Raw genomic sequence first — 23,531 nt, forward strand, 5'->3', positions numbered from 1 at the left:
CCGCGTTGTCGCCTTAAAGCGGGCCAGGCAAGGCGCAGGCCGCTGGGAATGGTTGCTCCCTTTCCAAGGCCTGCAACGCAGCCTGGCCCGCTTTAAGGCACAACCCGAAGGGCCGGGCCTGCTGTTGTGCAGGGCTGCGTTGCTCGAAGCTTATTTGGAATGACCAAACCACGCTTCTCGCGCCTTGCCCTGCACAACAGCAGACCCGGCGCGGTGTGGAAACTAATTGAGAACGCCCCCTAATCCGCTAGCATTAGCGCTTCTCTGCTCTGGAAGTGCTCATGCCTGCGCTGAACCACCCCCACCTTCACACTGAAACCCTGGCCAACGGTCTGCGGGTGACGCTGCGTCATGTTCCTGATTTGAAGCGCAGTGCTGCTGTGTTGCGGGTCGCGGCTGGCAGCCATGACGTGCCGGCGGCCTGGCCCGGGCTGGCGCATTTTCTCGAACACTTGCTGTTTCTCGGCACAGAGCGTTTTCCTGCAGGCCTTGGGCTGATGGCCTACGTCCTGGGTCATGGTGGCCAGGTGAATGCGCGGACCAGCGAACGCACCACGGACTACTTTTTCGAGTTACCGCCTCAGTCGTTTACCGGGGGACTGGAGCGCCTGTCGGACATGCTCGCTCATCCGCGTATGAATCCGGACGATCAGCGGCGGGAACGGGAAGTGCTGCACGCAGAATTTGTCGCATGGTCTCGGGATACGACCGCTCAACAGCGATTCGCGCTGGTCGACGGTCTTTCAGCGGCGCATCCACTCCGGGCGTTTCATGCCGGTAACCGCTACAGCCTGCCGGTCCCGCAACCTGAGTTCCAGCACGCTTTGCTGGATTTCTATAAGCGGTTTTATCAGACCAGGCAGATGACCTTGAGCCTGGCCGGGCCGCAGAGCATCGATGAGTTGAGGGCGATGGCTCAGAGCTTTGGCGCGGCTATTCCCGTAGGGGAAAAGGTCCCGCAACAAGCACCTACATCGCTGATGGATTCTTCGAACAAAAGTTATCAACAGGTTGGTGCACGTCGACTGGATCTGCTGTTTGCCTTCGACGCGCTGCCCGATTCATCGCCCGAGGCACTGGCGTTCCTGTGTCATTGGCTGAATGCCGCGAAACCCGGTGGTCTGCTGGCGCAATTGCGCGAGCGCGGGCTGGCTGACAGCCTGAAAGCTGCGCCACTGTATCAATTCGCCGGCCAGGCTTTGTTGCACATCGAGTTCACGTTGCCTGCCGACGCGACTCCCAACGGGATCCGCGAGCGGCTACTGGATTGGCTTGGATTCTTTGCCTCACAGCAACCCTGGACCGGTTTGCAGGAAGAATACGCCGCCCTGCTGCAACGTCAGCAGCAAATCAGCGGCGCCCTGCAACTGGCCCGACTGGACAGCGAACAGCGTGAAGCCGGGTTATCCGAATCGGGCGTTGCAGCCCTCAAGGAAGTCCTGAAACAAATTGGCGCTGTGGATAACTTCACCGGCCAATGGCAACTGCCAACACCTAATCCGTTTTTACGCGCCGAAGCTCCGGCCCCGAGTGCCGGACTGATCCGCGGCCAGACCAGCAAACACCGAGGCTTGCGGACCTTTGCTCAGGATCGTTCGCGCGGTCGTCGCGAACGGTCACCCATGCAGTTCAGTCAGGCGTTGCCCGATAGTAGTGCCGAAGGCGCCGTTTACCTGCGCTGGCGTCTGGACTTGGCACCTCGCAGCAACCTTCAGGCGAGCCTGGAACACCGCCTTCAGCCGTTGCGTGAAGACGCTCGTCAGGCAGGTGTCGATTTTTCCTTCAGCGCATCAGGCAATGAATGGCTGCTGAAAATGACCGGGCTACAGGAGCCGATACCGACCATCCTTGAACACGCGCTGAAAGAACTGACAACACCTGATGCCGGTTTCTCGCAAGAGGAGCCGCCGAGCGTTGCGATGATGCCGATTCGACAGTTGCTTAAAGCGCTGCCTGATCACTGCCTTGAGCGCACCGCTGACTCGGAAGATTTGATGCAGCTTTGGTCGAGCGCGCGCTGGGACGGTCTGGCGACCGGCCTGTCCGCCCAGACACAAGCGGCGATGGGCCTTGCCTTGAGTCGTGTGCCTGGCACTGCGGACAATCAACTGACGCCACCCTCCCCGATAAACGCGCAGCATCTGTGGAGCGCGGTCGATACCGGGTCCAGCGAACACGCCTTGTTGCTCTTCTGCCCGACCGCAACCGCGGACATCGCTGACGAAGCCGCCTGGCGCTTGCTTGCTCACGTCTGCCAGACGCCGTTTTACCAACGCCTGCGGGTAGAACTGCAGCTCGGCTATGCGGTGTTCAGCGCCCTGCGGCAGGTCCACGGGCAGACCGGGCTGCTGTTCGGCGTGCAATCACCCAGCGTCGCCCCTCAGGATCTGCTGGAACACATCGAACACTTCTTGTGTGGATTGGCCGGGATGATCGAAGACATCAATGACGAGACCTTCATCGACCAGCGCCGGGCACTGGCCGATCAATTCGATAGCGCGGCACTGCCCAATGCGCAGGCCGCCGAACTGGTCTGGCAGGGCAAACTGGCCGGCCGCTCATCGGATTATCTGGAGCTTCTACCTCAGACGATTCTGATGATCGACCGTGAAACGTTACTGGCCGCAGCACAACGACTGAATCAGGCCGAAGGCGGTTGGCGCAGTCTGGCCAGCGGAACTTGCCCGGCCTCGCCTTGGCAAGCGGCAAAATGATCATTACCGGTGCTGCAATTAGCTTTCTCAAAGATTCCCGGCCAATCGCCCTGTAATTTTGAGTAACATAGCCAACTAACTATCTGAACATCTCCGGCTGGAGGTGGACTATATGTATAGATCTCAACTGTCCCATCACCTGAAGGAGCGCTTCTATGTCCTGGTCCAAACCTGCTTACACCGACCTGCGTATCGGCTTTGAAGTCACCATGTACTTCGCAAGCCGCTAATCTTTTTGTAGCGCAGTGCAACGCCTCGGCTCGCCGAGGCGTTTTTATTTTCAGTTTTCGAATGATGGAGCGGCCATGTTTGTCCAGATTCTAGGTTCCGCCGCCGGCGGTGGTTTCCCCCAGTGGAACTGCAACTGCGTGAACTGCGCCGGTTTTCGCGATGGCAGCCTGAACGCCAAAGCGCGGACCCAGTCGTCCATCGCGATTTCCGATAACGGCGTGAACTGGGTGTTGTGCAACGCATCGCCGGATATCCGCGCCCAGCTCCAGAGCTTCGCCCCTATGCAACCGGGCCGCGCCCTGCGCGATACCGGCATCAACGCGATCATCCTGATGGACAGCCAGATCGACCACACCACCGGCCTGCTCAGCCTGCGCGAAGGGTGCCCGCACCAGGTCTGGTGCACCGACATGGTCCACGAAGACCTGAGCACCGGTTTTCCGCTGTTCACCATGCTGACCCACTGGAACGGCGGGCTGACCTGGAACCAGATCGAGCTCGACCGCAGCTTCACCATCCCGGCCTGCCCGAGCCTGCGCTTCACCCCATTGCCGCTGCGCAGCGCCGCACCGCCGTACTCGCCGCACCGTTTCGACCCGCACCCGGGCGACAACATCGGCCTGATCGTTGAAGACCTCAGCACCGGTGGCAAACTGTTTTACGCACCGGGCCTGGGCAAGGTCGACGCACCGCTGCTGGAGATCATGGCCGACAGCGATTGCCTGCTGGTGGACGGCACGATGTGGGATGACGACGAAATGCAGCGCCGTGGCGTCGGCACCCGCACCGGCCGGGAAATGGGCCACCTGGCACAGAACGGCCCCGGCGGCATGCTGGAAGTGCTGGAACAACTGCCCAAACAGCGCAAAGTGCTTATCCACATCAATAACACCAACCCGATTCTCGATGAGGATTCGCCAGAGCGTGCAGAACTGGTTCGGCGCAATGTTGAAGTGGCGTATGACGGCATGAGTATTGTGTTGTAGCGGATGGCCCCGGAGAACCGAAATGACTGATACAGCAATGTCCCCCGCCGAGTTTGAAGCAGCCTTGCGAGCCAAGGGCGCTTATTACCACATCTATCATCCGTATCACGTGGCGATGTACGAAGGCCGGGCAACGCGCGAGCAGATCCAGGGCTGGGTCGCCAACCGTTTCTATTATCAGGTGAACATTCCCCTCAAGGACGCCGCGATCCTCGCCAACTGCCCGGACCGCGAGATTCGTCGCGAGTGGATTCAGCGCCTGCTCGACCATGACGGCGCCCCCGGCGAAGACGGCGGCATCGAAGCCTGGCTGCGTCTGGGCCAGGCCGTCGGCCTCGACCCGGATCAGCTACGCTCGCAGGAATTGGTACTGCCCGGCGTGCGTTTTGCCGTGGACGCCTACGTCAACTTCGCCCGCCGTGCCAATTGGCAGGAAGCCGCCAGCAGCTCGCTGACCGAACTGTTTGCGCCGCAGATCCACCAGTCGCGCCTGGACAGCTGGCCGCAGCATTACCCGTGGATCGACCCGGCCGGTTACGAGTATTTCCGCACGCGTCTGGGCCAGGCGCGCCGCGACGTCGAACATGGCTTGGCGATCACTTTGCAGCACTACACGACGCGGGCCGGCCAAGAGCGCATGCTGGAAATTCTCCAGTTCAAACTGGACATTCTTTGGAGCATGCTCGATGCCATGAGCATGGCCTACGAACTGAAACGCCCGCCGTATCACAGCGTGACCGAGCAACGGGTCTGGCATAAAGGAATCACCTTATGAGTTTTGATCGCAGCAAGACCCCGAGCTGGCGTACCGGCTACCGCTTCCAGTACGAACCGGCGCAGAAAGGTCATGTGCTGCTCTACCCGGAAGGCATGATCAAACTCAACGAAAGCGCCGCACTGATCGGCGGTTTGATCGACGGCGAGCGTGACGTTGCGGCGATCATCGCCGAACTGGACGCGCAGTTCCCTGGCGTGCCCGAGCTCGGTGACGACATCGAGCAATTCATGGAGGTCGCCCGTGCTCAGCACTGGATCGAACTTGCCTGATTGCGCGTCAGACAAGTTACCGCCCAAACCGGAAATCGGCCTGCCGCTGTGGCTGCTGGCCGAGCTGACGTATCGCTGCCCGCTGCAATGCCCGTACTGCTCCAATCCGCTGGACTTCGCCGAGCAAGGCAAAGAACTGAGCACCGAACAGTGGATCAAGGTCTTTCGCGAAGCGCGGGAAATGGGCGCGGCGCAATTGGGCTTCTCCGGCGGCGAACCGCTGGTGCGCCAGGACCTTGCCGAGCTGATTGCCGAGGCGCGCAAGTTGGGGTTCTACACCAACCTGATCACCTCGGGCATCGGCCTGACCGAGCAGAAAATCAGCGACTTCAAAAAAGCTGGCCTGGACCACATTCAGATCAGCTTTCAGGCCAGCGACGAGCAAGTGAACAACTTGCTGGCCGGCTCGAAAAAGGCCTTCGCCCAGAAGCTGGAAATGGCTCGTGCGGTGAAAGCCCACGGTTATCCGATGGTGCTGAACTTCGTGACCCATCGGCACAACATCGACAAGATCGACCGGATCATCGAGCTGTGCATCGCCCTTGAGGCGGACTTTGTGGAACTCGCCACTTGCCAGTTCTACGGTTGGGCGCAGCTCAACCGGGTCGGTCTGTTGCCGACCAAGGAACAACTGGTCCGCGCCGAACGCATCACCAACGAATACCGCGCCAAACTGGAAGCCGAAGGGCACCCGTGCAAGCTGATTTTCGTCACCCCTGACTATTACGAAGAGCGCCCGAAAGCCTGCATGAATGGCTGGGGCAGTATTTTTCTGACAGTCACGCCGGACGGAACCGCTCTGCCCTGTCACGGCGCCCGACAGATGCCGGTGCAGTTTCCCAACGTGCGCGACCACAGCATGCAGCACATCTGGTACGACTCATTCGGCTTCAACCGCTTTCGCGGTTACGACTGGATGCCCGAGCCGTGCCGTTCCTGCGACGAGAAAGAAAAAGACTTCGGCGGCTGTCGCTGCCAGGCATTCATGCTCACGGGGGACGCGAGCAACGCCGACCCGGTGTGCAGCAAGTCGGAACATCACGGCGTGATCCTCAAGGCTCGCGAAGAAGCCGAACACGCGACCCAGACCATTGAACAACTGGCCTTTCGCAATGAACGAAATTCACGACTCATCGCTAAAAGCTGAACCCTTCAGCGCTGCCAGGGCCGTCGCGGCCGGCATCGACTTCGCCGAGTTGCAGGTCGGCCCACATGGCTTGTTCTGGAACGAGTACCGTCCCGAGGACGCCGCCTGCCGAATCTGGCATTGGCGTGACGGCCAGGCGCATTGCGTGACGCCTGCGGGCTTCAGTGTGCGCAGTCGGGTGTACGAATACGGCGGCGGCGCGTTCTGTCTGACCGATGACGGGATAGTGTTCGTCAACGAGGCGGATCAACAGCTGTATCGACAGTCGCTGGCCGGCGAGACACCTGAGTTACTGAGCTCAGGCGAATGCCGATACGGCGATCTGCAGTTCGCTAACGGGCAGGTATTGGCGGTTGAAGAAAACCGCGATCGGCATCGTCTGGTGGCTATCGATGTGGCTGACGGGGTACGTCATCTACTGGCCGAAGGCGCTGATTTCTATGCCGCGCCGACGTTGAGTCCCGACGCACAACGATTGGCGTGGATAGAATGGAGCCGCCCCGATCAGCCATGGACCGCGACTCGCCTGATGGTTGCCGAACGCCAGAACGATGGCCGTTTTGCTCCGCCGCATTGCGTGGCGGGCGAAGATGCTGAGGAATCGCTGCAACAACCGAGGTTCGATACCAGCGGCCGTCTGTTTTGCCTGACTGATCGCGGTGGCTACTGGCAGCCTTGGGTGGAATCGGCAGACGGTTTGAGTCCGCTACCGAGTGCCGCAGCGGATCATGGGCCAGCGCCGTGGCAGTTGGGTGGCAGCACCTGGTTGCCGCTGAGCGAAGGCAGCTATCTGGCGAGCTGGACCGAAGACGGGTTTGGCAAACTGGGTCTTGGTGGTGACGCTGGTGAAGATTTCACGGGCGATTACAGCCGCTTCCGCTCTCTCGCACTGGATGAGCAGTTCATTTACTGCATCGCCGCTTCGTCAGTCAGTTCGTCGTCAGTCATTGCCATCGACCGCCAGACCCGGCAGGTCAAAACACTGGCTGGCGGTATTGCACCGTTGCCTGCCGAGCAGATCAGCGTCCCGCAAACCCTGCGCTACCCGAGCGGTTCGGGCGAGGCACACGGCTTCTTCTATCCAGCGATGACCGATGATGCAAAACCGCCTCTGGTGGTGTTTATCCACGGTGGCCCGACTTCGGCCTGCTACCCCATGCTCGATCCGCGAATCCAGTACTGGGCGCAACGTGGCTTCGCCGTGGCCGACCTCAACTACCGCGGCAGCAGTGGCTATGGCCGGGCTTATCGACAAGCGCTGCATTTGAGCTGGGGCGAAGTGGACGTGGAAGACGCTTGCGCAGTCGTCGCTCATCTTGCCGAACGCGGACTGATCGACGGCGACAAGGCGTTTATTCGCGGTGGCAGCGCAGGTGGCTACACCACCCTGTGTGCGCTGGCCTTCCACAACGTCTTTCGCGCCGGCGCCAGCCTGTATGGCGTCAGTGATCCTGCGGCACTGGGCCGGACGACTCACAAGTTCGAAGGCGATTATCTGGATTGGCTGATCGGCGACCCGGTGCAGGATACCGAACGCTACGCCGCACGAACGCCGTTGTTGCACGCGGACAACATCAGTGTTCCGGTGATTTTCTTTCAGGGTGAACTGGACGCCGTGGTAGTGCCGCAACAGACCCGCGACATGGTCACGGCGCTTCAGGACAACAGCATTCTGGTTGAAGCGCATTACTACGCTGACGAACGCCATGGCTTTCGCAAGGCCGGCAATCAGGCCCATGCGCTGGAGCAGGAGTGGTTGTTTTATCGAAGGGTGATGTCGTTGGCGGACTGAGATCGCAGCGTTCCATTCGCGGGCAAGCCTTGCCTGCGAATGCAATCTATCTGACGCCGCGAAACTCAGCGTTTGGCGATGATGTACACCGCATGCACGATCCCGGGGATGTAACCGCACAGCGTCAGCAGAATATTCAGCCAGAACGCCCCGGCGAAACCGACTTGCAGAAACACACCCAGTGGCGGCAAGAGAATGGCGATGATGATGCGAATAAAGTCCATGGGGTCAGCTCCTGATTAAAGTTGGCTCGTGTGAGCCTACAGCTAATCGACCTTTGCCGTTCGTCAGGGTTCAGTTCTGTGACTTCCGAGCACCAAGCCATCGCGGTGAATTTCGCAGACAAAAAAACGCCCCACGCCAAAAGAATCAGGCATGGGGCGATGCGTTATACCGCGAGACGGTTCGGAAATTCGTGTAGGTCCTGATCAGACGGCAATCCCTTTGCGGCACTGCAGTTGCGCAGTGCGCACACGGGAGAAGGCGCGGGCCAGGCGCAGGAGCATTTCGTCGATATTGGCTTTGCTGACGGTCAGGGCCGGGGTAAAGCGCAGGCAATCGGGCTGCGGAGCGTTGAGCAGCAGGCCTTCGTACAACGCAGCTTTGACGACGGCGTCAGCCGATTCGTCGGACAAGGTAAGCCCCCAGAACAGACCTTGCCCGCGCAACTCGCCGGGACCATAGCGATGGGATAAACGCTGCAAACCTTCGCTCAGGTGCTGACCGATTTCCCCGACATGATCGAGAAACCCCTTGTCCTGAACGCTGTCGAGGACGGCAAGACCGGCAGCCGTCATCAGTGCATTGCCATGATGAGTACCTGTCACTTCGCCGACCTCGAAACAGCAGGCCTTACCCCGCGCCAGCAACGCCGCCAATGGCACGCCACCGCCCAGCCCTTTACCGAGAACAACGATATCTGCCCGCACGCCGTAGGATTGTTCGGCGAGCAAGGTGCCACAACGCCCTAAACCGTGTCCGAGGCTATTGGCCCCGTCACCCTGTGAGAAATCCAGATACGCGCGGTCATCGCTGTCCCACAACCATGAGCCCTGACCGCGCACGAATATTTGTTTCGGTCACGCCCAGACCGTGGCGATCATGCTCGAACCGATCCAGAGCGAAGCCGGGGTGATACCGGCCACCGGGCATTACCTCAAAGGGGCAACAGTTGTTGGCAACGATGATCCGCGAAGCCCCGCCGCGATGCCGTTGGCCCCATTTGCGCGCCAGTTTGATCGCCGCGTCACAGGCTTCGCTGCCACTGTTGAGCAGGTACGCCTGATCACTGCCGGTGCTGGAGCACAGTCGCTCAGCAAGATTGTGCCGCGGTTATGGAGGCCGAAGCCGGGGCTGGAAAGATTGTCGCCTTTGGACGGCAAGAAGGTGCCTACCGTCAGGTCATCAAGACTCGGAGGATTGCGCCGCAAGCTGAACAAGTTCATCTGATCAAACCTCGTGCGAGGTTTTTTGCCTTACCTATGTAAACACCATCGAAGCAAACGGTATTCATCGCGCTCTGTAGCCCTGTAAGCCTTGTGAATGCGGTTAGACTAGGCTCAGCCAAGGCCTTGAGCCATTTCGATTTCCGAGCATTTTCGATAAGCACACCTTATGGATTTCAAGCAACTGCGTTATTTCGTCGCGGTCTACGAAGAAGGTCATGTGGGCCGGGCTGCCGAGCGGCTTTCAATCTCCCAACCGGCACTGTCCCAGCAGATCCGCCACCTCGAACAAAACCTCGATGTGAGCCTATTCGAACGCAGCAGCAAACGTCTGCTGCCAACCCTGGCTGCTCATACGTTGTACAACCATGCCCTGCCCTTGCTGGATGGATTGCAGCGGGCACGGGAAGCCTTGGGCAACTTCAAGGGCCGCCTCGTCAGCCAGGGCTACACGGCGTGATGCTGTACGAAGACGAGCTGACCCTGGTCATCCCGGCGGATCACCCGTTGCGGGAATTCAAGAAAGTCTCGATGAGTCAGGCTGCCGAATTGCCGATGTTGCTGCTGGGTGAAGAGTTTCAAGTGCGGCAGATCTGGCAAGCGCAACTGGCCAATCTGGGACGACGTCCGCAGGTACAGGCAGCCGCTTAAAGTTGGATTGGTGTGTCGGGATGTGCAGCGACAACAGGCCTCGCTGGCCTTATTGCGTACGTTGCTGGAAGAAGTGATGAATGGCACGGATGTGCGTTTGAGCAGCCCGGCAACACTGGATGAAATGAGCTGAGCACTTTTCCGCAGGTAAAAGAAAACCCCGCCGAAGCGGGGCTTTGCAGACTGTATCCCTGACATCCATTTCACTCCGCCGTCCTGGCAGAATCCTACGTGTCCGTGTTGTTGCTTTGCGCTTCCTGCGCGACGTCCATGTGAAGTAGATTAGCTGTGGATCCAATCTTCATCTATGGGAGAAGAGCAGCACGCCATGTAAGAGAATGCTTACATGACGTTACATTGTCAGAACTGTCCTGCGTCCAGCAGGAATAGTGACTCGCTACCGGCCTTCACCGACGCGCTCAACGAGTGGATACGCGGCAGCAGACGTGCGAAATAGAAGCGCGCCGTGCCCAACTTGCTCGCGTAGAAATCTTCTTGCGCTTCTTTGCCAAAAGCGGCCTTGGCCATCAGTGCCCACATGTACGCATACGCCACGTAACCGAATGCTTGCAGATACTCGACCGAGGCAGCACCGATTTCGTTCGGGTTGTTTTTCGCCCGATCCAGCAACCAGGCGGTCAGTTCGTCGAGGGTAGTCACCGCATCGTTCAGCGGTTTGGTGAACTCCACCAGATCAGCGCTGGCGGTCGCGGTGAAATGACGGATCTCGTCAGCGAACAGGTTGTAGAACGCCCCGCCGGTGCCGACGATCTTGCGTCCTACCAGGTCCAGCGCCTGAATGCCGTTGGTGCCTTCGTAGATCTGGGTGATGCGCACGTCGCGCACCAGTTGCTCCTGGCCCCACTCACGGATGTAACCGTGGCCGCCGAAAACCTGCTGGCCGTGAATGGTGGTTTCCAGACCCAGGTCGGTCAGGAACGCCTTGGCCACCGGGGTCAGCAAGGCCACCAAATCTTCCGCGCGTTTGCGGGTCGTGGCGTCTTCGCTGAACTTGGCGGTGTCCAGTTGCATGGCCACGTACGTCGAAAAGGCACGACCGCCTTCGTTCGAGGCTTTCATGGTCAACAGCATGCGACGCACGTCCGGGTGGACAATGATCGGGTCAGCGACCTTGTCCTTGTTTTGCGCGCCGGTCGGCGAACGGCTTTGCAGACGGTCGCGGGCGTACTCGACGGCGCTCTGGTACGAGCGCTCTCCGGTGGCCAGGCCCTGGATGCCAACACCCAGACGTTCGTAGTTCATCATCGTGAACATCGCGGCCAGGCCTTTGTTCGGCTCGCCGACCAGATAACCCACGGCCTCGTCGAAGTTCATCACGCAGGTCGCGGACGCCTGGATGCCCATCTTGTGTTCGATCGAACCGCAGGTCGCCGGGTTGCGCGCGCCCAGGCTGCCATCGGCATTGACCATGAACTTGGGCACCAGGAACAGCGAAATACCCTTCGGCCCCGCCGGTGCGTCCGGTAGCTTGGCCAGCACCAAATGAATGATGTTCTCGGTCAGGTCGTGCTCACCGCCGGTGATGAAGATCTTGGTGCCGCTGACTTTGTAGGAACCGTCGGCCTGAGGGTCGGCTTTGGTGCGAATGATGCCCAGGTCCGTACCGGCGTGTGGCTCGGTCAGGCACATGGAGCCAGCCCAGACGCCGGCGTACATGTTTGGCAGGTAGGCGGCTTTCAGCTCTTCGCTGGCGTGGGCGTTGATCGACAGGCAGGCGCCAGCGGTCAGCATCGGGTACAGGCCGAACGACAGGCTGGCGGAGTTGACCATTTCCTCGACTTGCGCCGAAACGGCCTTGGGCATGCCCATGCCGCCGTAGGTCGGATCGCCACCGACACCGACCCAACCGCCTTCAGCGTAAGTCTGATAAGCCTGTGGGAAACCTGCCGGCGTGGTGACGGCACCGTCCGCCCAATGGCAACCCTCTTCGTCAGCCGCACGGCTCAGGGGCGCAATGCTTTTGCTGGTGACCTTGCCGGCCTCTTCAAGAATGGCTTCGACCGTTTCAGCATCGACAGTCTCGGCCAGCGCAGGCAGCTCGGCCCAGAGTTTGGCGACCTCGAAAACTTCATTGAGGACGAAGCGCATATCGCGCAGGGGCGCTTTGTAGTCAGCCATGGCAAACCTCGCAAGATCTAAACAGGTGATTCGTAGGAGTGGTGCTTTCGTTGAGTTTGAGTGTAACCCAACAACTTTTACGACACATAGGGTCAGCTCATGACCGTTTTGTTATTTTTAGTCACTGAAAAGTGAACCATTAAAGAAGCCCGCAACTAGGCGGGCTCTTTTACGTCGGCTTGAAACACTATAGTGCGAATAACTCCGCAGGCAGGTTCATCAAACAATCGCTGCCCGCCTCGATTGACGCACGATGAGCCGCCGTGCGTGGCAGCAATCGCTTGAAGTAAAACTCGCTGGTCGCCAGTTTTGCCTGGCAGTAATCGGCATCGCCGCTGCCCGAATCGAGCTGTGCCTGAGCGACCAACGCCATGCGCAGCCACAGATAGCCGAGGATGATGTAACCGCTGTACATCAGGTAATCCACCGAAGCCGCGCCGACTTCATCCGGATTTTTCATCGCCGCCATGCCGACCTTGGTGGTCACCTCTCCCCACTGCTGATTCAGGTCGTTGAGCTGCGCCACGTAGCTGGCAAGTTGCGGATGTCCGGCGTTTGCCGCACAGAATTTGTGGACGATTTTGGTGAACCCGCGCAGCAATTTCCCCTGGCTGCCGAGGACTTTTCTTCCGAGCAAGTCCAGCGCCTGAATGCCGTTGGTGCCTTCATAGATCGGTGCGATCCGGCAGTCGCGTACCAGCTGCTCCATGCCCCACTCGCGGATAAAACCGTGACCACCGAACACTTGCATGCCGTGGTTGGTCACTTCCAGCCCGGTATCGGTCATGAAGGCTTTGCAGATCGGCGTGAGGAACGCCAGCAGGTCTTCGGCATCCTGACACGCCGTCTCATCCGTACTCAGATGCGCCACGTCCAGCAACTGCGCGGTGAAGTAAGTCAGCGCCCGATTGCCTTCGTTGAACGCCTTCATGGTCAGCAACATCCTGCGCACATCAGGATGAACAATAATCGGATCGGCGGCTTTTTCCGGCGCTTTCGGGCCGGTCAGCGCACGCATTTGCAAGCGATCGTTGGCGTACTTGATCGCCCCCTGAAAGCTCGCCTCCCCCAGACACAAACCCTGCATGCCGGTGCCGAGCCGTGCGTGGTTCATCATGGTGAACATGCAGTTCAGGCCCTTGTTCGGCTCACCGATCAAGAAGCCCTTGGCGTCGTCGAAGTTCAGCACGCAGGTAGCCGAGGCCTTGATGCCCATTTTGTGTTCGATCGAGCCGCAGGAAACGCCGTTGCGCTCTCCCGCCTCACCTTCGTCGTTGGGTAGGAATTTTGGAACGATAAACAGCGAAATGCCCTTGGTGCCTGCCGGAGCGTCCGGCAGTTTCGCCAGCACCAAGTGAATGATGTTTTCACTCATGTCGTGCTCGCCGGCAGAGATGAAAATCTTGCTGCCGGAGATCGCATAACTGCCGTCGGCCGCAGGCACGGCGCGGGTTTTGATGATGCCCAGGTCAGTGCCGCAATGGGCTTCGGTCAGGCACATGGTGCCGGTCCATTGGCCGGCGGTGAGCTTGCTCAGGTAAGTCTGCTTCTGTTCTTCAGTGCCATGGGCGTGGATCGCCGACATTGCACCGTGAGTCAGACCGGGGTACATGCCCCAGGAGGTGTTGCTGGAGCCAACCATTTCGCTGATGACCAGCCCCAGCGAACTCGGCAACCCCTGGCCACCGTAAACCGGATCAGCCGCCAGACCGTGCCAACCGCCCTCAACGTATTGTGCGAAGGCCTGCTTGAAGCCTGTAGGCGTAGTCACCACGCCATTGTCGAAATGGCAGCCTTCTTCGTCGCCGCTGCGGTTTAGCGGGGCAAGAACGTTCTCACAGAATTTCGCACCTTCTTCGAGGATCGCATTGACCATGTCCGGGCTGGCATCGGTGGCGCCCAGCGCGGCGTAATTGCTGTGAAAATCAAAGACGTGGTCGATCAGAAAGCGCATGTCGCGCAGGGGAGCTTTGTACTCAGGCATGGTCATTTCTCCGGCAGCAGATTCCCCAAACCTACTGCCGCGCCCCCGGCCTCACAATCACAGTCCAGACGCTGAATGCGCCATCATCACTCAATCAGTAGCGGCGTCCATGCGCACTGCGCCACGACGGTTCTGACCGAATGCCACCACACAGTTTCGCCCCGCACCCTTGGCACTGTAGAGCGCCTCGTCAGCGGACTTGAGCACTTTTTCGGGGGTGCGCTGCTCTAGGCGTTCGGCGACGCCGATGCTGACGGTGACCGACACACTTGAGGCGCCCGAGCCCGCGCGACGTTGACGACCTTGCTGGTCGTCCTGAGGACGGCTGTCCTGATTGCGCAGCTGAATGTTGTAGGTGGCGATGGACTCGCGGATCACTTCCAGGTGCGGCATACACTCTTCGAGGGTCTTGCCTGCGAACACCAGGGCGAATTCCTCACCACCGTACCGATACGCCCTACCGCCACCACCGATTTTCGACAGCTTGCTGGCGACCAGCCGCAGTACCTGATCGCCGACATCGTGACCGTGGGTGTCATTGAATTTCTTGAAGTGATCGACATCGCTCATCGCCAGCACGTAATTGCGCCCCAACCGCTGCATCCGCTCGTTCAAGGCGCGGCGGCCCGGCAGACCGGTGAGTTCGTCGCGGAAGGCCATTTGGTAGGCCTCATGGGCGACCGCTGCGGCAATCATCAACATCACCTGACTGCACATGATATTCAGGGTGAACGGCAGGATGAAGGTTTTCGGCAACATCCAGAACAACCCGAGCAAACCCACCAATTGGGCAGCATGCAAGGGTCTCGGGTTGCGCCAGTATTGCCAGGCCAATAACGCAAACGAAGCGACGAACACGGGATAGGACAGCTGGATCAGGCTCATCCAGGCGCCATGCAACGCTGGCCAGCGGATCTCCGACAGCCACATCAACAGCGCCTGTGGGTAACTTTGTTCCAGCCCCAACGCCACGCTACCAAAGGCCAGCAACACGGCGAAGCGCGCCACCATGTCCTGGAACAGGTGGGTGCGCTCCTGCCACGCGGCGAACACACCAAATAGCAGCGGCAGCAACAGGCAGCACAGATGGAAGACCACAGCGGCGTCTTCACGAACCTTGCCGTTGTCGCGGTAATAGTCGGTCTGGGTGTCGAGCAGGAAGTAGGCGATGTACACCGTGACCATCAGGAACAGCTCGCGCTGTCGCCGATAAACCGCACAATACGACCCGCCAAGCAGCAGGACCAAGGTCGGCAGGACGTTGAACAATGACGTGAAGAATACGTTGAGATCTTTGACGTAGGCCGCGGCAAGCCCCGCCAGTAACAGGACCAGCGACGGCAGGAAATGGTTGATATGAACAGCAGAAGAACGCGGCAAGGGGTTGAGCTCCGGCCCGGGCAAATCAAAGATGGCATTGTGCCTTCGCTTGGCGCAATTAAGCACACGCAATGTGATCTGCATCACACCGCACCCTCTATAACGGCAGGAATTCGGTTTTTCTGAGCGATTTGCCAGGTATTTCAGAAAAAAAGTGGCTGATAGCCATTATATCGATCAACCATGGCTTTTTTACAGATGTTGGATCGCCGTAGCAGGAAGCCTTCAGAGCTTCGCGCTTGGCACCACCACGCCTCATGCAACATGCGCGCCATTGAGACTGTCAGTTATGACAGTATCGTCCGGTATTTTTACGGCGTTTAATTCCCTGTACCACTCACCGGAGCCCGACCACCACTTTCGGGATAGGAGAGTGTCGTCCGAACCTGACAGGAGTGACACGTATGGAAGACCCAATTATCGAGGCAGTCAGCACCACTTCACTTACTCTGATTCGTGATGCGATACCCAGGCTGCTACCGCTGAGCGTGGTGGAAGCCATACCCAATTTCGGTGGCTTGATTCCCCTGACGGCGACGGCACGTGACCTGCGTATTGGCATCCCGGCATTGCCACAGCCCGGTCCCGCTAGGTCGCGCCCCATTATCCGGATATACGCAGAGTTACCGTCTCCGGGTGAGTATGAGATCCTTGCCCACCATCAAATGGCGGCGTATCCCGCCGGGGATTTCGAGGTGCTTGTACCGCGCCGTAAGGTAGGCAGTGAAGGCGAGTATCGGCTCACGTACGTTCTGGATGACGGCGACAATTTACTGAGCGCCACCGCCAGCACCCGGTTGCTGATTCAGAAGACTGCACCTTTTGGCCACCTGACCATCACACCGCCACGCCCGCTGCTACCGCTCAACCTCGACACTGCGCTGATCAGCGAGGCTTATCTGCTCGCCAACGACCCCGTCATGTTCCGGATGCCACCGCACCCCGAAATCGATACCCAGATTGCCCTGCGCTACGTGCCCTACTACGGCAATACGGATAGCCAAATGCAGGTTTCTTACGCTGATCCAGCGGTGATTACGCTGCCCGACACTCCGGCTGACCGATTTATCCCCGTACCAGCGGCAACTATTCGCGCCCGAGGCAATGGCCTACAGCAACTGACCTACCGTTGCATGGACCGGGCCGGCAATCGTGCTCGAGACTCATTGATCCTTGAAGTCAGGGTCGCGCTTCAAATAACGCCTTCAAATATTCCCGTGCCGCGGGTGACGCAGGCTATTGCGCCAGACAACACGGTGACCCTGGCTGACATCACCCCAGCCGGGATGGAGGTGTGGCTGGACAGTGTCGACGGTTTGCAGATTGGCAACTCCATCACGGTGCTCGTCGGTACGCTGGCGGCGGTGGCTGTTGTGTATGCAGGGCAGTCGTTGCCGATGCGGTTGGTGGTCCCTGCGGCACGCGTGCAAGCCGCTGTTCCGGGAGCCACCACCAATGATACGCCGGCATCCGTCAGGTTCAGGATCACCAGTGGCGGGGTAAACTTCGACGGGCTGGTCGCCAGGAATCTGATCTTCAATCTGTCGACCTTCATGCAGTTGCTGCCGCCAGTGATGAGAAACCTGAACAACGGCAATCTCACCTGCAACTCCCCGCAACCCAGCGACCTGCCCTATTCCAACCGTATCATTGAGGTATTTATCCCGCCCTCGGTGCTCTTGCGGGCCAATGCGACGGTTACTGTGAACTGTGCACTCAGTCGACAGGACGATGGCTCGACGCTGATCAATCCGCCAGTCACCGTCTCTGCCTTGCTGTCGGCCGACGCTGCGACGCTGGGTCAGACCTTGAACGTGCCGTATCCATCGACCATGGGCCTGATCGGCAGAGGGGTAATGTACGTCTTCTATACGACGCTCAATGCGGCCGGGCAAGCGATTCGATCAGCCCCGGTGCCCGTACCGGTCAGGGGTGTTTTGCCGGGGAACTTCTATTGCGACGGCACACCTTTTATCCCGACGCCTTGATGGACGCTGCAGCGTTGCGTGTCTGGCGCCCATAAAAAAACCGCCGCTCCCAAAAGAAGCGGCGGTTTATTGAAGAGCGGCGTGAGGCTTAGTAACCCAGCGCGAAGTCTTCTTCTTTCATGTCCATCAGATTGTTAGCGCCCGACAGCATGGTGACAACGTGAGTGCGGGTGCGCGGCAGGATGCGCTGGAAGTAGAAGCGCGCAGTCTGCAGCTTGGCGGTGTAGAACGCCGTTTCGGTGGTGCCGGCAGCCAGTTTCTCGGCCGCCAGACGCGCCATGTCAGCCCAGAAGTAAGCCAGGCAGGCGTAACCGGAGTACATCAGGTAATCCACCGACGCTGCGCCGACTTCTTCGCGATCCTTCATGGCCGCCATACCGACCTTCATGGTCAGCTCGCCCCACTCTTTGTTCAGCGCAGCCAATGGCTCGACGAACTCTTTGACCGCTTCGTTGCCTTCGTTGGTCTGGCAGAACTTGTGGACGATCTTGGTGAAGCCTTTCAGGGCTTCGCCTTGAGTCATCAGCACTTTACGGCCCAGCAGATCGAGTGCCTGGATACCGGTGGTGCCTTCGTACAGCATCGAAATGCGGCTATCGCGAACGTTCTGCTCCATGCCCCACTCAGCGATGAAGCCGTGGCCGCCGTAGATTTGTACGCCGTGGTTGGCGGATTCGAAGCCGACTTCAGTCATGAAGGCTTTGGCGATCGGCGTCATGAACGCCAGCAGTGCGTCGGCCTTCTTCTTCTCTTCTTCGTCCACGCCGTACTTGACGATGTCGACTTGCTTGGCAGTGAAGTAAACCATCGCACGGTTACCTTCGGCGAAGGCCTTCATGGTCAACAGCATGCGACGTACGTCAGGGTGAACGATGATCGGGTCAGCGGCTTTTTCCGGCGCTTTCGGGCCAGTCAGGGAGCGCATTTGCAGACGATCACGAGCGTATTTCAGACCGCCCTGGAAGCCGATCTCGGCGTGGGCCAGACCTTGCAATGCGGTGCCCAGACGTGCGGTGTTCATGAAGGTGAACATGCAGTTCAGGCCTTTGTTCGCCGGGCCGATCAGGAAACCGGTGGCCGCGTCGAAGTTCATCACGCAGGTGGCGTTACCGTGGATGCCCATCTTGTGTTCCAGGGAACCACAGGTCACAGCGTTGCGTGCGCCGACCGAACCGTCTTCGTTCGGCATGAACTTGGGAACGATGAACAGCGAAATGCCTTTGGTGCCAGCCGGTGCATCCGGCAGACGTGCCAGCACGATGTGGACGATGTTGTCGGCCATGTCGTGTTCGCCGGCCGAGATGAAGATCTTGGTGCCGGAGACTTTGAAGGAACCGTCGGCCTGTGGTTCAGCCTTGGTGCGCAGCATGCCCAGGTCGGTGCCGCAATGCGGTTCGGTCAGGCACATGGTGCCGGTCCATTCGCCAGAAACCAGCTTGGTCAGGTAAGCCTCTTGCTGCTCAGGCGTGCCGTGCTCGGAAATGGTGTTCATCGCGCCATGGGACAGGCCTGGGTACATGCCCCACGACCAGTTGGCTTCGCCAACCATTTCGCTGACAGCCAGGCCCAGAGATTCTGGCAGACCTTGGCCGCCGTGCTCTACGTCATGGGCCAGGCTTGGCCAGCCGCCTTCGACGAATTGTTTGTAGGCTTCTTTGAAGCCCGTCGGGGTTTTAACGCCGGACTCGCTCCAGGTGCAGCCTTCGGTGTCACCCACGCGGTTCAGCGGAGCCAGCACCTGCTCACAAAACTTGGCGCCTTCTTCGAGAATGGCGTCAACCATGTCTGGAGTTGCGTCCGAGCAAGCCGGAAGGCTCTGATAGTGCGCTTCGTAGCCGAGCAGTTCGTCACGAACGAAGCGAATATCACGCAAGGGGGCCTTGTAGTCAGGCATAGCGATAAACCTCTGCTGATGTAACCGGGGATGAACGACCGTATTGATTTGTTGTGACGGTCAAACAGTTGTTTGAAACATACGTTTACGCCCAAATCTTGTCAAGCGCCGATCTTTTGCCGCTCGTCATCACCTGAGGCAAATACCAGACCCACAGCAACGCAACACCGTCGCCTGAGCCATACGCTGTGGAGGAAAGATTAGTTGAGAGAGAAGGATTCACGCAGAAAAACGCCGCGAATAGTCGCGGCGTTGAGGGAGCGGGTTCAGCGAGGGTTCAGGCGAAGGTATCAATCAACGTACCAAGCACCTCATCGGATGCCTTGGCGACTTTGACACCCAGCTCAACCTGAAATTTGCCCTGGGCCATCTCGACCATATTGCTGGCCAGGTCTGACTGCTGACTGCGATCTACCGAACGCAGACGATCAACCTGAGCCTCGGAAGACTGGCTGGTCACCGAACGCTCGATCGTCGTGTTGGCGATCTGGCCAGAGGCCTGATCGACACGGTTCTGCCCTGTCTGAATAGTGCTCAGACCGGCATAAAAAGCGGTGTTTCCTGAGATTTCCATGGGAGAACTCGTCCTACAAAGGATCAACAGCGGCCATTGAATCAGACCCACTGACAAAAGGCCCGACAAAAACACTAATGGCACAGTGCCTTGTCATAGTTAAAACCCCTGCCAGAAAACTCAGTCCAGTAGATCCAGTTGCAGATGCTCCGCCACCGCTTCAGCCGTCACCAACTTGAGTTTCGGCACTCGCCCCAGGCACGGTGCCGGGATCCGCTCAGCAAGTGTTGCAAGGTTTTCTTCCAGGCGCGAAGTCTTCGGATCGATGATATTGGCCACCCACCCCGCCAACTGCAAACCGTCCTGAGCAATCGCCTCGGCTGTCAGCAGCGCATGGTTGATGCAACCCAGGCGCACACCCACCACCAGGATCACCGGCAGATCCAGCGCCATCGCCAGGTCCGACAGATTGTCCTGATCCGCCAAAGGCACTCGCCAGCCTCCAGCACCTTCGATCAAGGTGAAGTCCGCTTGCATATCGAGAATTTCCTGCATGGGCGTCAACAGTGATTGCACCGTCAATGCCACACCGGCCTCCCGCGCTGCCAGATGCGGTGCGATCGGTGGTTCGAATGCCACTGGGTTGACCTGCGCATAAGTCAAAGGCACTGAGCACTCCGCCAGCAACGCCAACGCATCGGCGTTGCGCAAGCCCTTGGGCGTCACATCGCAACCGGAGGCGACCGGCTTGCCCGCCGCCGTGCTCAAACCGGCCGACCGAGCGGCATGCAACAAACCTGCTGCAATGGTGGTCTTGCCGACATCGGTGTCAGTGCCAGTGATGAAATAGGCTGCGCTCATAAAGGTTTCTCCAACACGGCGTAGACCACTTGATAAGTCGCCGGCAATCCTTCGGCCTGACGAAATTGCTCATACGCCTCGATCAATCCGAGGATCCGTGCCCTGCCGGTCAAACCGCCCGGGCGACCGGGGTTCAAGTTGTGGGCACCCAGTGCCTTGAGTTCATGGGTCAGGCTGCGCACATCCGGGTAATGCAACACGTGCGGTCGGGTTTCCAGACTCGCGACTCTCAACCCACTGTCCGCGCAAAGCTGTTGATAAACCCCGAACTCGCGAAAGCGGTTGACGTGCACCATGCCATCCACCTGACGCCAGCTGTCACGCAGCTCGAACAGTGTGCCCACGCACAGACTAGCAAACGCGAAAATTCCGCCAGGTTTCAATACGCGATTGGCTTCACTGAGCACCGAAGCGAAGTCCGCACACCACTGCACCGCCAGGCTGGAGAAGATCAGATCGCAGGTCGAATCCTGCAACGGCAACCGCTCGGCATCGCCTGCGATGAAATGCGTTGCACCACCCAACGGCCGGGCGTGATTGAGCATGCCTTCGGCGATGTCCAATGCCAGCCCGTGACTGGCAGGAAATCGCTCGCCCAATGCACGACTGAAATGCCCGGTGCCGCAGCCCAGGTCCAGCCAGACACCCGGCACGAAGTCCTCCGGCAAACGACTCGACAATTCACTGCCAACGTCGCGCTGAAATTCGGCCACGCTGTCGTAGCTTGCCGCCGCACGGGAAAAAGATGCCGCCACCTGGCGTTTGTCGGGCAAACCGCCGGGCAGGTTGGGGAGGGATAAATCAGTCATCACCGGACTCATGCAAAAAGGCCTGAATCGCCCCCGCCACACCGTGAGGGTCTTCCAGAGGAAACGCGTGACCGGCCTGCTCGATCAGACCGATTTCGACATCCGGCAGCAATTTCAGCAGGTCGCCCGCCGCTTCGGCTGGAACCAGTCCGTCGAGGCCGGCGAACAAGTGCAGTTGTGGGCCGCGGAACGACTGCAAAGCCTGGCGGGTATCCAGTTGTGCGAGCAACTCCAGGCCGCTCATCAGCACCTCTGCCGAAGTGTGTGGCGCGCCACCGAGCAACAGCCGAGACAACCCGCGCGGGTCTTCGGCACCCTGAGCGCAGAGCAGCGAGAAACGTTTCAACGTCATGCGCGGATCAGCCTTGCAGCCGGCCAGAAACGCATCGAAGGTTTCGGCAGGCATCGCGCTTGGCCATTGCTCATGAGCGACAAAAGAAGGATTGCTCGCCAGCGTCAGCAAGCCGCAGCAGCGATCGCCGCGCCGGGCTGCCAACTCTGAAGCGAGCATGCCGCCGAGCGACCAGCCACCGAGCCAGGCATCCTGAGGCAACGTCGAGTCCAGCTCATCGAGCCACTCCTCAAGATCGCTCGATCCCAGTTCCGGCAACGGCTCGATCTCGACCCGCAAGTGTTCATCCAGTCCTTGTAACGCTGCCGCCAAAGGCTCCAGGGGAGAAATTCCGAGGCCCCAGCCGGGCAGCAGAATCAGACGATCACGCATGGCTTGGCTCCGGTCCCAGTTGTTGAAAACAATCGGCCAGTCCATTTAACAATAGCTGTACCTGCGCCTCGCTGTGCGCAGCGGTCAGGGTCACCCGCAGTCGGGCGCTGCCGGCGGGCACGGTCGGTGGACGGATCGCCGTCACCATCAGACCGCGCTCACGCAGCATCTGCGACAGTCGAACCGCACGCCCGGCATCGCCGATCATGATCGGCTGGATCGGTGTGAAGCTGTCCATCAACTCCAGGCCGATTTGTTCGGCACCGTGGCGGAACTGGCGGATCAACGTTTTCAGATGCTCACGTCGCCAGTGCTCAGTGCGCAGCAATTCAAGGCTTTTCAGCGTCGCGCAGGCCAGCGCCGGCGGCTGGCTGGTGGTGTAAATGTAGGGACGGGCGAACTGGATCAGGCTCTCGATCAGCTCTTCGCTGCCAGCCACAAAAGCCCCGGCGGTACCGAACGCCTTGCCGAGGGTGCCGACAAGCACCGGCACGTCTTCCTGACTCAGGCCGAAATGTTCGACGATCCCGCCACCATTGGCACCCAGCGGACCAAACCCGTGAGCGTCATCGACCATCAACCATGCACCTTTGGCTTTCGCCTCCCGAGCCAGCGCCGGCAGGTCGGCAATGTCGCCGTCCATGCTGAACACGCCGTCGGTGACGACCAGGGTGTTGCCGGTCGCCTTCTCGAGACGCTTGGCCAGACTCGCCGCGTCGTTGTGCAGATAGCGATTGAAGCGCGCTCCGGACAACAGTCCTGCATCCAGCAGGGACGCGTGATTGAGCCGGTCTTCCAGCACCGTATCGCCCTGCCCGACCAGCGCGGTGACCGCACCGAGGTTGGCCATGTAGCCCGTGGTGAACAACAACGCGCGCGGTCGACCGGTGAAATCGGCCAAGGCCTCTTCCAGCGCGTGATGCGGGCTGCTGTGGCCGATCACCAAATGCGATGCCCCACCACCGACGCCCCAACGGGCCGCACCGGCGCGCCAGGCTTCGATCACTTGCGGGTGATTGGCCAGGCCCAGATAGTCGTTGTTACAGAACGCCAGCAACGGCTGACCATCGACCACCACTTCCGGGCCTTGGGGGCTTTCGAGCAATGGGCGTTGGCGGTAGAGATTTTCGGCACGACGGGCAGCAAGGCGCGCGCTGAGATCGAAAGACATGCGGACCTCGCGAGTGGGAAAGTGGCACGAGCCTCTGTAGGAGCTGCCGCAGGC

20 protein-coding genes and 2 pseudogenes are annotated in these 23,531 nt (G+C 59.6%); 10 read left to right on the forward strand and 12 right to left on the reverse strand.

What is annotated here, in order from left to right; all coding sequences use genetic code 11:
* Positions 1 to 281: 281 nt before the first annotated feature.
* The 7 genes from pqqF to WLY71_RS08280 all read left to right on the forward strand — a co-directional run bounded on the left by pqqF (position 282) and on the right by WLY71_RS08280 (position 7,917).
* Positions 282 to 2,714: a pyrroloquinoline quinone biosynthesis protein PqqF gene (pqqF, locus tag WLY71_RS08250; protein WP_347803173.1), complete on the forward strand. Its 2,433-nt coding sequence runs from the start codon at positions 282 to 284 to the stop codon at positions 2,712 to 2,714.
* A gap of 155 nt (positions 2,715 to 2,869) precedes the next feature.
* Positions 2,870 to 2,944 carry a pyrroloquinoline quinone precursor peptide PqqA gene (gene pqqA, locus WLY71_RS08255; protein ID WP_009045898.1) on the forward strand — a complete coding sequence of 25 codons (75 nt, stop codon included), beginning with the start codon at positions 2,870 to 2,872 and terminating at the stop codon, positions 2,942 to 2,944.
* A 75-nt stretch (positions 2,945 to 3,019) separates the two neighbouring features.
* A complete protein-coding gene (pqqB, locus tag WLY71_RS08260) occupies positions 3,020 to 3,931 on the forward strand; it encodes a pyrroloquinoline quinone biosynthesis protein PqqB (RefSeq protein ID WP_347803174.1) in 912 nt (303 codons plus the stop codon).
* A gap of 22 nt (positions 3,932 to 3,953) precedes the next feature.
* Positions 3,954 to 4,706 carry a pyrroloquinoline-quinone synthase PqqC gene (gene pqqC, locus WLY71_RS08265; protein WP_347803175.1) on the forward strand — a complete coding sequence of 251 codons (753 nt, stop codon included), beginning with the start codon at positions 3,954 to 3,956 and terminating at the stop codon, positions 4,704 to 4,706.
* Positions 4,703 to 4,978, forward strand: coding sequence for a pyrroloquinoline quinone biosynthesis peptide chaperone PqqD (pqqD, locus tag WLY71_RS08270; protein ID WP_347803176.1), 276 nt, complete (start codon positions 4,703 to 4,705; stop codon positions 4,976 to 4,978). Before pqqC ends, pqqD begins: the two co-directional genes overlap by 4 nt.
* Complete coding sequence (gene pqqE / locus WLY71_RS08275; protein ID WP_165353321.1) at positions 4,971 to 6,125, forward strand: pyrroloquinoline quinone biosynthesis protein PqqE; 1,155 nt, start codon at positions 4,971 to 4,973, stop codon at positions 6,123 to 6,125. Before pqqD ends, pqqE begins: the two co-directional genes overlap by 8 nt.
* Positions 6,091 to 7,917: a S9 family peptidase gene (locus tag WLY71_RS08280; protein WP_347803177.1), complete on the forward strand. Its 1,827-nt coding sequence runs from the start codon at positions 6,091 to 6,093 to the stop codon at positions 7,915 to 7,917. Before pqqE ends, WLY71_RS08280 begins: the two co-directional genes overlap by 35 nt.
* Before the next feature lie 65 nt (positions 7,918 to 7,982).
* On the opposite strand, the gene WLY71_RS08285 is transcribed toward WLY71_RS08280, so the two are convergent.
* The 3 genes and pseudogenes from WLY71_RS08285 to WLY71_RS08295 form a co-directional block, all read right to left on the reverse strand.
* Entirely contained in the window at positions 7,983 to 8,141 is a 159-nt protein-coding gene (locus tag WLY71_RS08285) for a YqaE/Pmp3 family membrane protein (protein ID WP_007904205.1), read from the reverse strand.
* A 204-nt stretch (positions 8,142 to 8,345) separates the two neighbouring features.
* Positions 8,346 to 8,891: pseudogene (locus WLY71_RS08290) on the reverse strand (aminotransferase class III-fold pyridoxal phosphate-dependent enzyme); the annotation flags it as partial.
* A 195-nt stretch (positions 8,892 to 9,086) separates the two neighbouring features.
* Positions 9,087 to 9,278 (reverse strand): annotated as a pseudogene (locus WLY71_RS08295) (aminotransferase class III-fold pyridoxal phosphate-dependent enzyme); the annotation flags it as partial.
* A gap of 253 nt (positions 9,279 to 9,531) precedes the next feature.
* Here WLY71_RS08295 and WLY71_RS08300 point away from each other — a divergent pair.
* Both WLY71_RS08300 and WLY71_RS08305 read left to right on the forward strand, forming a co-directional pair.
* On the forward strand, positions 9,532 to 9,822 hold the full coding sequence (locus tag WLY71_RS08300; protein ID WP_347803178.1) for a LysR family transcriptional regulator: 291 nt from the start codon (positions 9,532 to 9,534) through the stop codon (positions 9,820 to 9,822).
* Complete coding sequence (locus WLY71_RS08305; protein ID WP_347803189.1) at positions 9,753 to 10,013, forward strand: LysR family transcriptional regulator substrate-binding protein; 261 nt, start codon at positions 9,753 to 9,755, stop codon at positions 10,011 to 10,013. The genes WLY71_RS08300 and WLY71_RS08305 overlap by 70 nt, the downstream gene beginning before the upstream one ends.
* Positions 10,014 to 10,373: 360 nt before the next feature.
* Here the strand turns inward: WLY71_RS08305 and WLY71_RS08310 are convergent, their stop codons facing one another.
* From WLY71_RS08310 to WLY71_RS08320, 3 genes are all read right to left on the reverse strand, one after another.
* Positions 10,374 to 12,152, reverse strand: a complete 1,779-nt coding sequence (locus tag WLY71_RS08310; RefSeq protein WP_347803179.1) for an acyl-CoA dehydrogenase C-terminal domain-containing protein — start codon at positions 12,150 to 12,152, stop codon at positions 10,374 to 10,376.
* 187 nt (positions 12,153 to 12,339) lie between these two features.
* On the reverse strand, positions 12,340 to 14,136 hold the full coding sequence (locus WLY71_RS08315; RefSeq protein ID WP_347803180.1) for an acyl-CoA dehydrogenase C-terminal domain-containing protein: 1,797 nt from the start codon (positions 14,134 to 14,136) through the stop codon (positions 12,340 to 12,342).
* Positions 14,137 to 14,226: 90 nt separating this feature from the next.
* Positions 14,227 to 15,516 (reverse strand): GGDEF domain-containing protein, encoded by a 1,290-nt coding sequence (locus tag WLY71_RS08320; protein ID WP_347803181.1) that lies wholly within the window; start codon positions 15,514 to 15,516, stop codon positions 14,227 to 14,229.
* Positions 15,517 to 15,920: 404 nt separating this feature from the next.
* Here WLY71_RS08320 and WLY71_RS08325 point away from each other — a divergent pair, with 404 nt between their 5' ends.
* A complete protein-coding gene (locus tag WLY71_RS08325; protein WP_347803182.1) occupies positions 15,921 to 17,504 on the forward strand; it encodes a hypothetical protein in 1,584 nt (527 codons plus the stop codon).
* An 88-nt stretch (positions 17,505 to 17,592) separates the two neighbouring features.
* Here WLY71_RS08325 and WLY71_RS08330 read toward each other — a convergent pair whose 3' ends face one another.
* From WLY71_RS08330 to bioF, 6 genes are all read right to left on the reverse strand, one after another.
* Positions 17,593 to 19,398 carry a phenylacyl-CoA dehydrogenase gene (locus WLY71_RS08330; RefSeq protein WP_347803183.1) on the reverse strand — a complete coding sequence of 602 codons (1,806 nt, stop codon included), beginning with the start codon at positions 19,396 to 19,398 and terminating at the stop codon, positions 17,593 to 17,595.
* Positions 19,399 to 19,675: 277 nt separating this feature from the next.
* Entirely contained in the window at positions 19,676 to 19,972 is a 297-nt protein-coding gene (locus WLY71_RS08335; protein WP_347803184.1) for a pyrroloquinoline quinone biosynthesis protein PqqE, read from the reverse strand.
* Between the two features lie 120 nt (positions 19,973 to 20,092).
* Positions 20,093 to 20,773, reverse strand: a complete 681-nt coding sequence (gene bioD, locus WLY71_RS08340; protein ID WP_347803185.1) for a dethiobiotin synthase — start codon at positions 20,771 to 20,773, stop codon at positions 20,093 to 20,095.
* Complete coding sequence (gene bioC / locus WLY71_RS08345; protein ID WP_347803186.1) at positions 20,770 to 21,582, reverse strand: malonyl-ACP O-methyltransferase BioC; 813 nt, start codon at positions 21,580 to 21,582, stop codon at positions 20,770 to 20,772. The genes bioD and bioC overlap by 4 nt, the downstream gene beginning before the upstream one ends.
* Complete coding sequence (locus WLY71_RS08350; RefSeq protein WP_347803187.1) at positions 21,575 to 22,306, reverse strand: alpha/beta fold hydrolase; 732 nt, start codon at positions 22,304 to 22,306, stop codon at positions 21,575 to 21,577. The genes bioC and WLY71_RS08350 overlap by 8 nt, the downstream gene beginning before the upstream one ends.
* The gene (gene bioF / locus WLY71_RS08355; RefSeq protein ID WP_095127187.1) at positions 22,299 to 23,477 is read right to left on the reverse strand and encodes an 8-amino-7-oxononanoate synthase; all 1,179 of its coding nucleotides are present in this window, start codon (positions 23,475 to 23,477) and stop codon (positions 22,299 to 22,301) included. The genes WLY71_RS08350 and bioF overlap by 8 nt, the downstream gene beginning before the upstream one ends.
* Positions 23,478 to 23,531: the final 54 nt, after the last annotated feature.

Source organism: Pseudomonas rossensis, assembly GCF_039888995.1.
GTDB classification, from domain to species: Bacteria; Pseudomonadota; Gammaproteobacteria; order Pseudomonadales; family Pseudomonadaceae; genus Aquipseudomonas; species Aquipseudomonas rossensis.

Bases quoted from the DNA above. Each gene is read 5' to 3' on its own strand.
- bioC (WP_347803186.1), bottom strand. From the start codon at position 21,582: ATGACTGATTTATCCCTCCCCAACCTGCCCGGCGGTTTGCCCGACAAA.
- WLY71_RS08350 (WP_347803187.1), bottom strand. From the start codon at position 22,306: ATGCGTGATCGTCTGATTCTGCTGCCCGGCTGGGGCCTCGGAATTTCT.
- WLY71_RS08280 (WP_347803177.1), top strand. From the start codon at position 6,091: ATGAACGAAATTCACGACTCATCGCTAAAAGCTGAACCCTTCAGCGCT.
- WLY71_RS08285 (WP_007904205.1), bottom strand. From the start codon at position 8,141: ATGGACTTTATTCGCATCATCATCGCCATTCTCTTGCCGCCACTGGGT.
- bioD (WP_347803185.1), bottom strand. From the start codon at position 20,773: ATGAGCGCAGCCTATTTCATCACTGGCACTGACACCGATGTCGGCAAG.
- WLY71_RS08330 (WP_347803183.1), bottom strand. From the start codon at position 19,398: ATGCCTGACTACAAGGCCCCCTTGCGTGATATTCGCTTCGTTCGTGAC.
- WLY71_RS08300 (WP_347803178.1), top strand. From the start codon at position 9,532: ATGGATTTCAAGCAACTGCGTTATTTCGTCGCGGTCTACGAAGAAGGT.
- pqqC (WP_347803175.1), top strand. From the start codon at position 3,954: ATGACTGATACAGCAATGTCCCCCGCCGAGTTTGAAGCAGCCTTGCGA.
- pqqF (WP_347803173.1), top strand. From the start codon at position 282: ATGCCTGCGCTGAACCACCCCCACCTTCACACTGAAACCCTGGCCAAC.
- pqqB (WP_347803174.1), top strand. From the start codon at position 3,020: ATGTTTGTCCAGATTCTAGGTTCCGCCGCCGGCGGTGGTTTCCCCCAG.
- WLY71_RS08325 (WP_347803182.1), top strand. From the start codon at position 15,921: ATGGAAGACCCAATTATCGAGGCAGTCAGCACCACTTCACTTACTCTG.
- WLY71_RS08335 (WP_347803184.1), bottom strand. From the start codon at position 19,972: ATGGAAATCTCAGGAAACACCGCTTTTTATGCCGGTCTGAGCACTATT.
- WLY71_RS08315 (WP_347803180.1), bottom strand. From the start codon at position 14,136: ATGCCTGAGTACAAAGCTCCCCTGCGCGACATGCGCTTTCTGATCGAC.
- pqqD (WP_347803176.1), top strand. From the start codon at position 4,703: ATGAGTTTTGATCGCAGCAAGACCCCGAGCTGGCGTACCGGCTACCGC.
- WLY71_RS08310 (WP_347803179.1), bottom strand. From the start codon at position 12,152: ATGGCTGACTACAAAGCGCCCCTGCGCGATATGCGCTTCGTCCTCAAT.
- bioF (WP_095127187.1), bottom strand. From the start codon at position 23,477: ATGTCTTTCGATCTCAGCGCGCGCCTTGCTGCCCGTCGTGCCGAAAAT.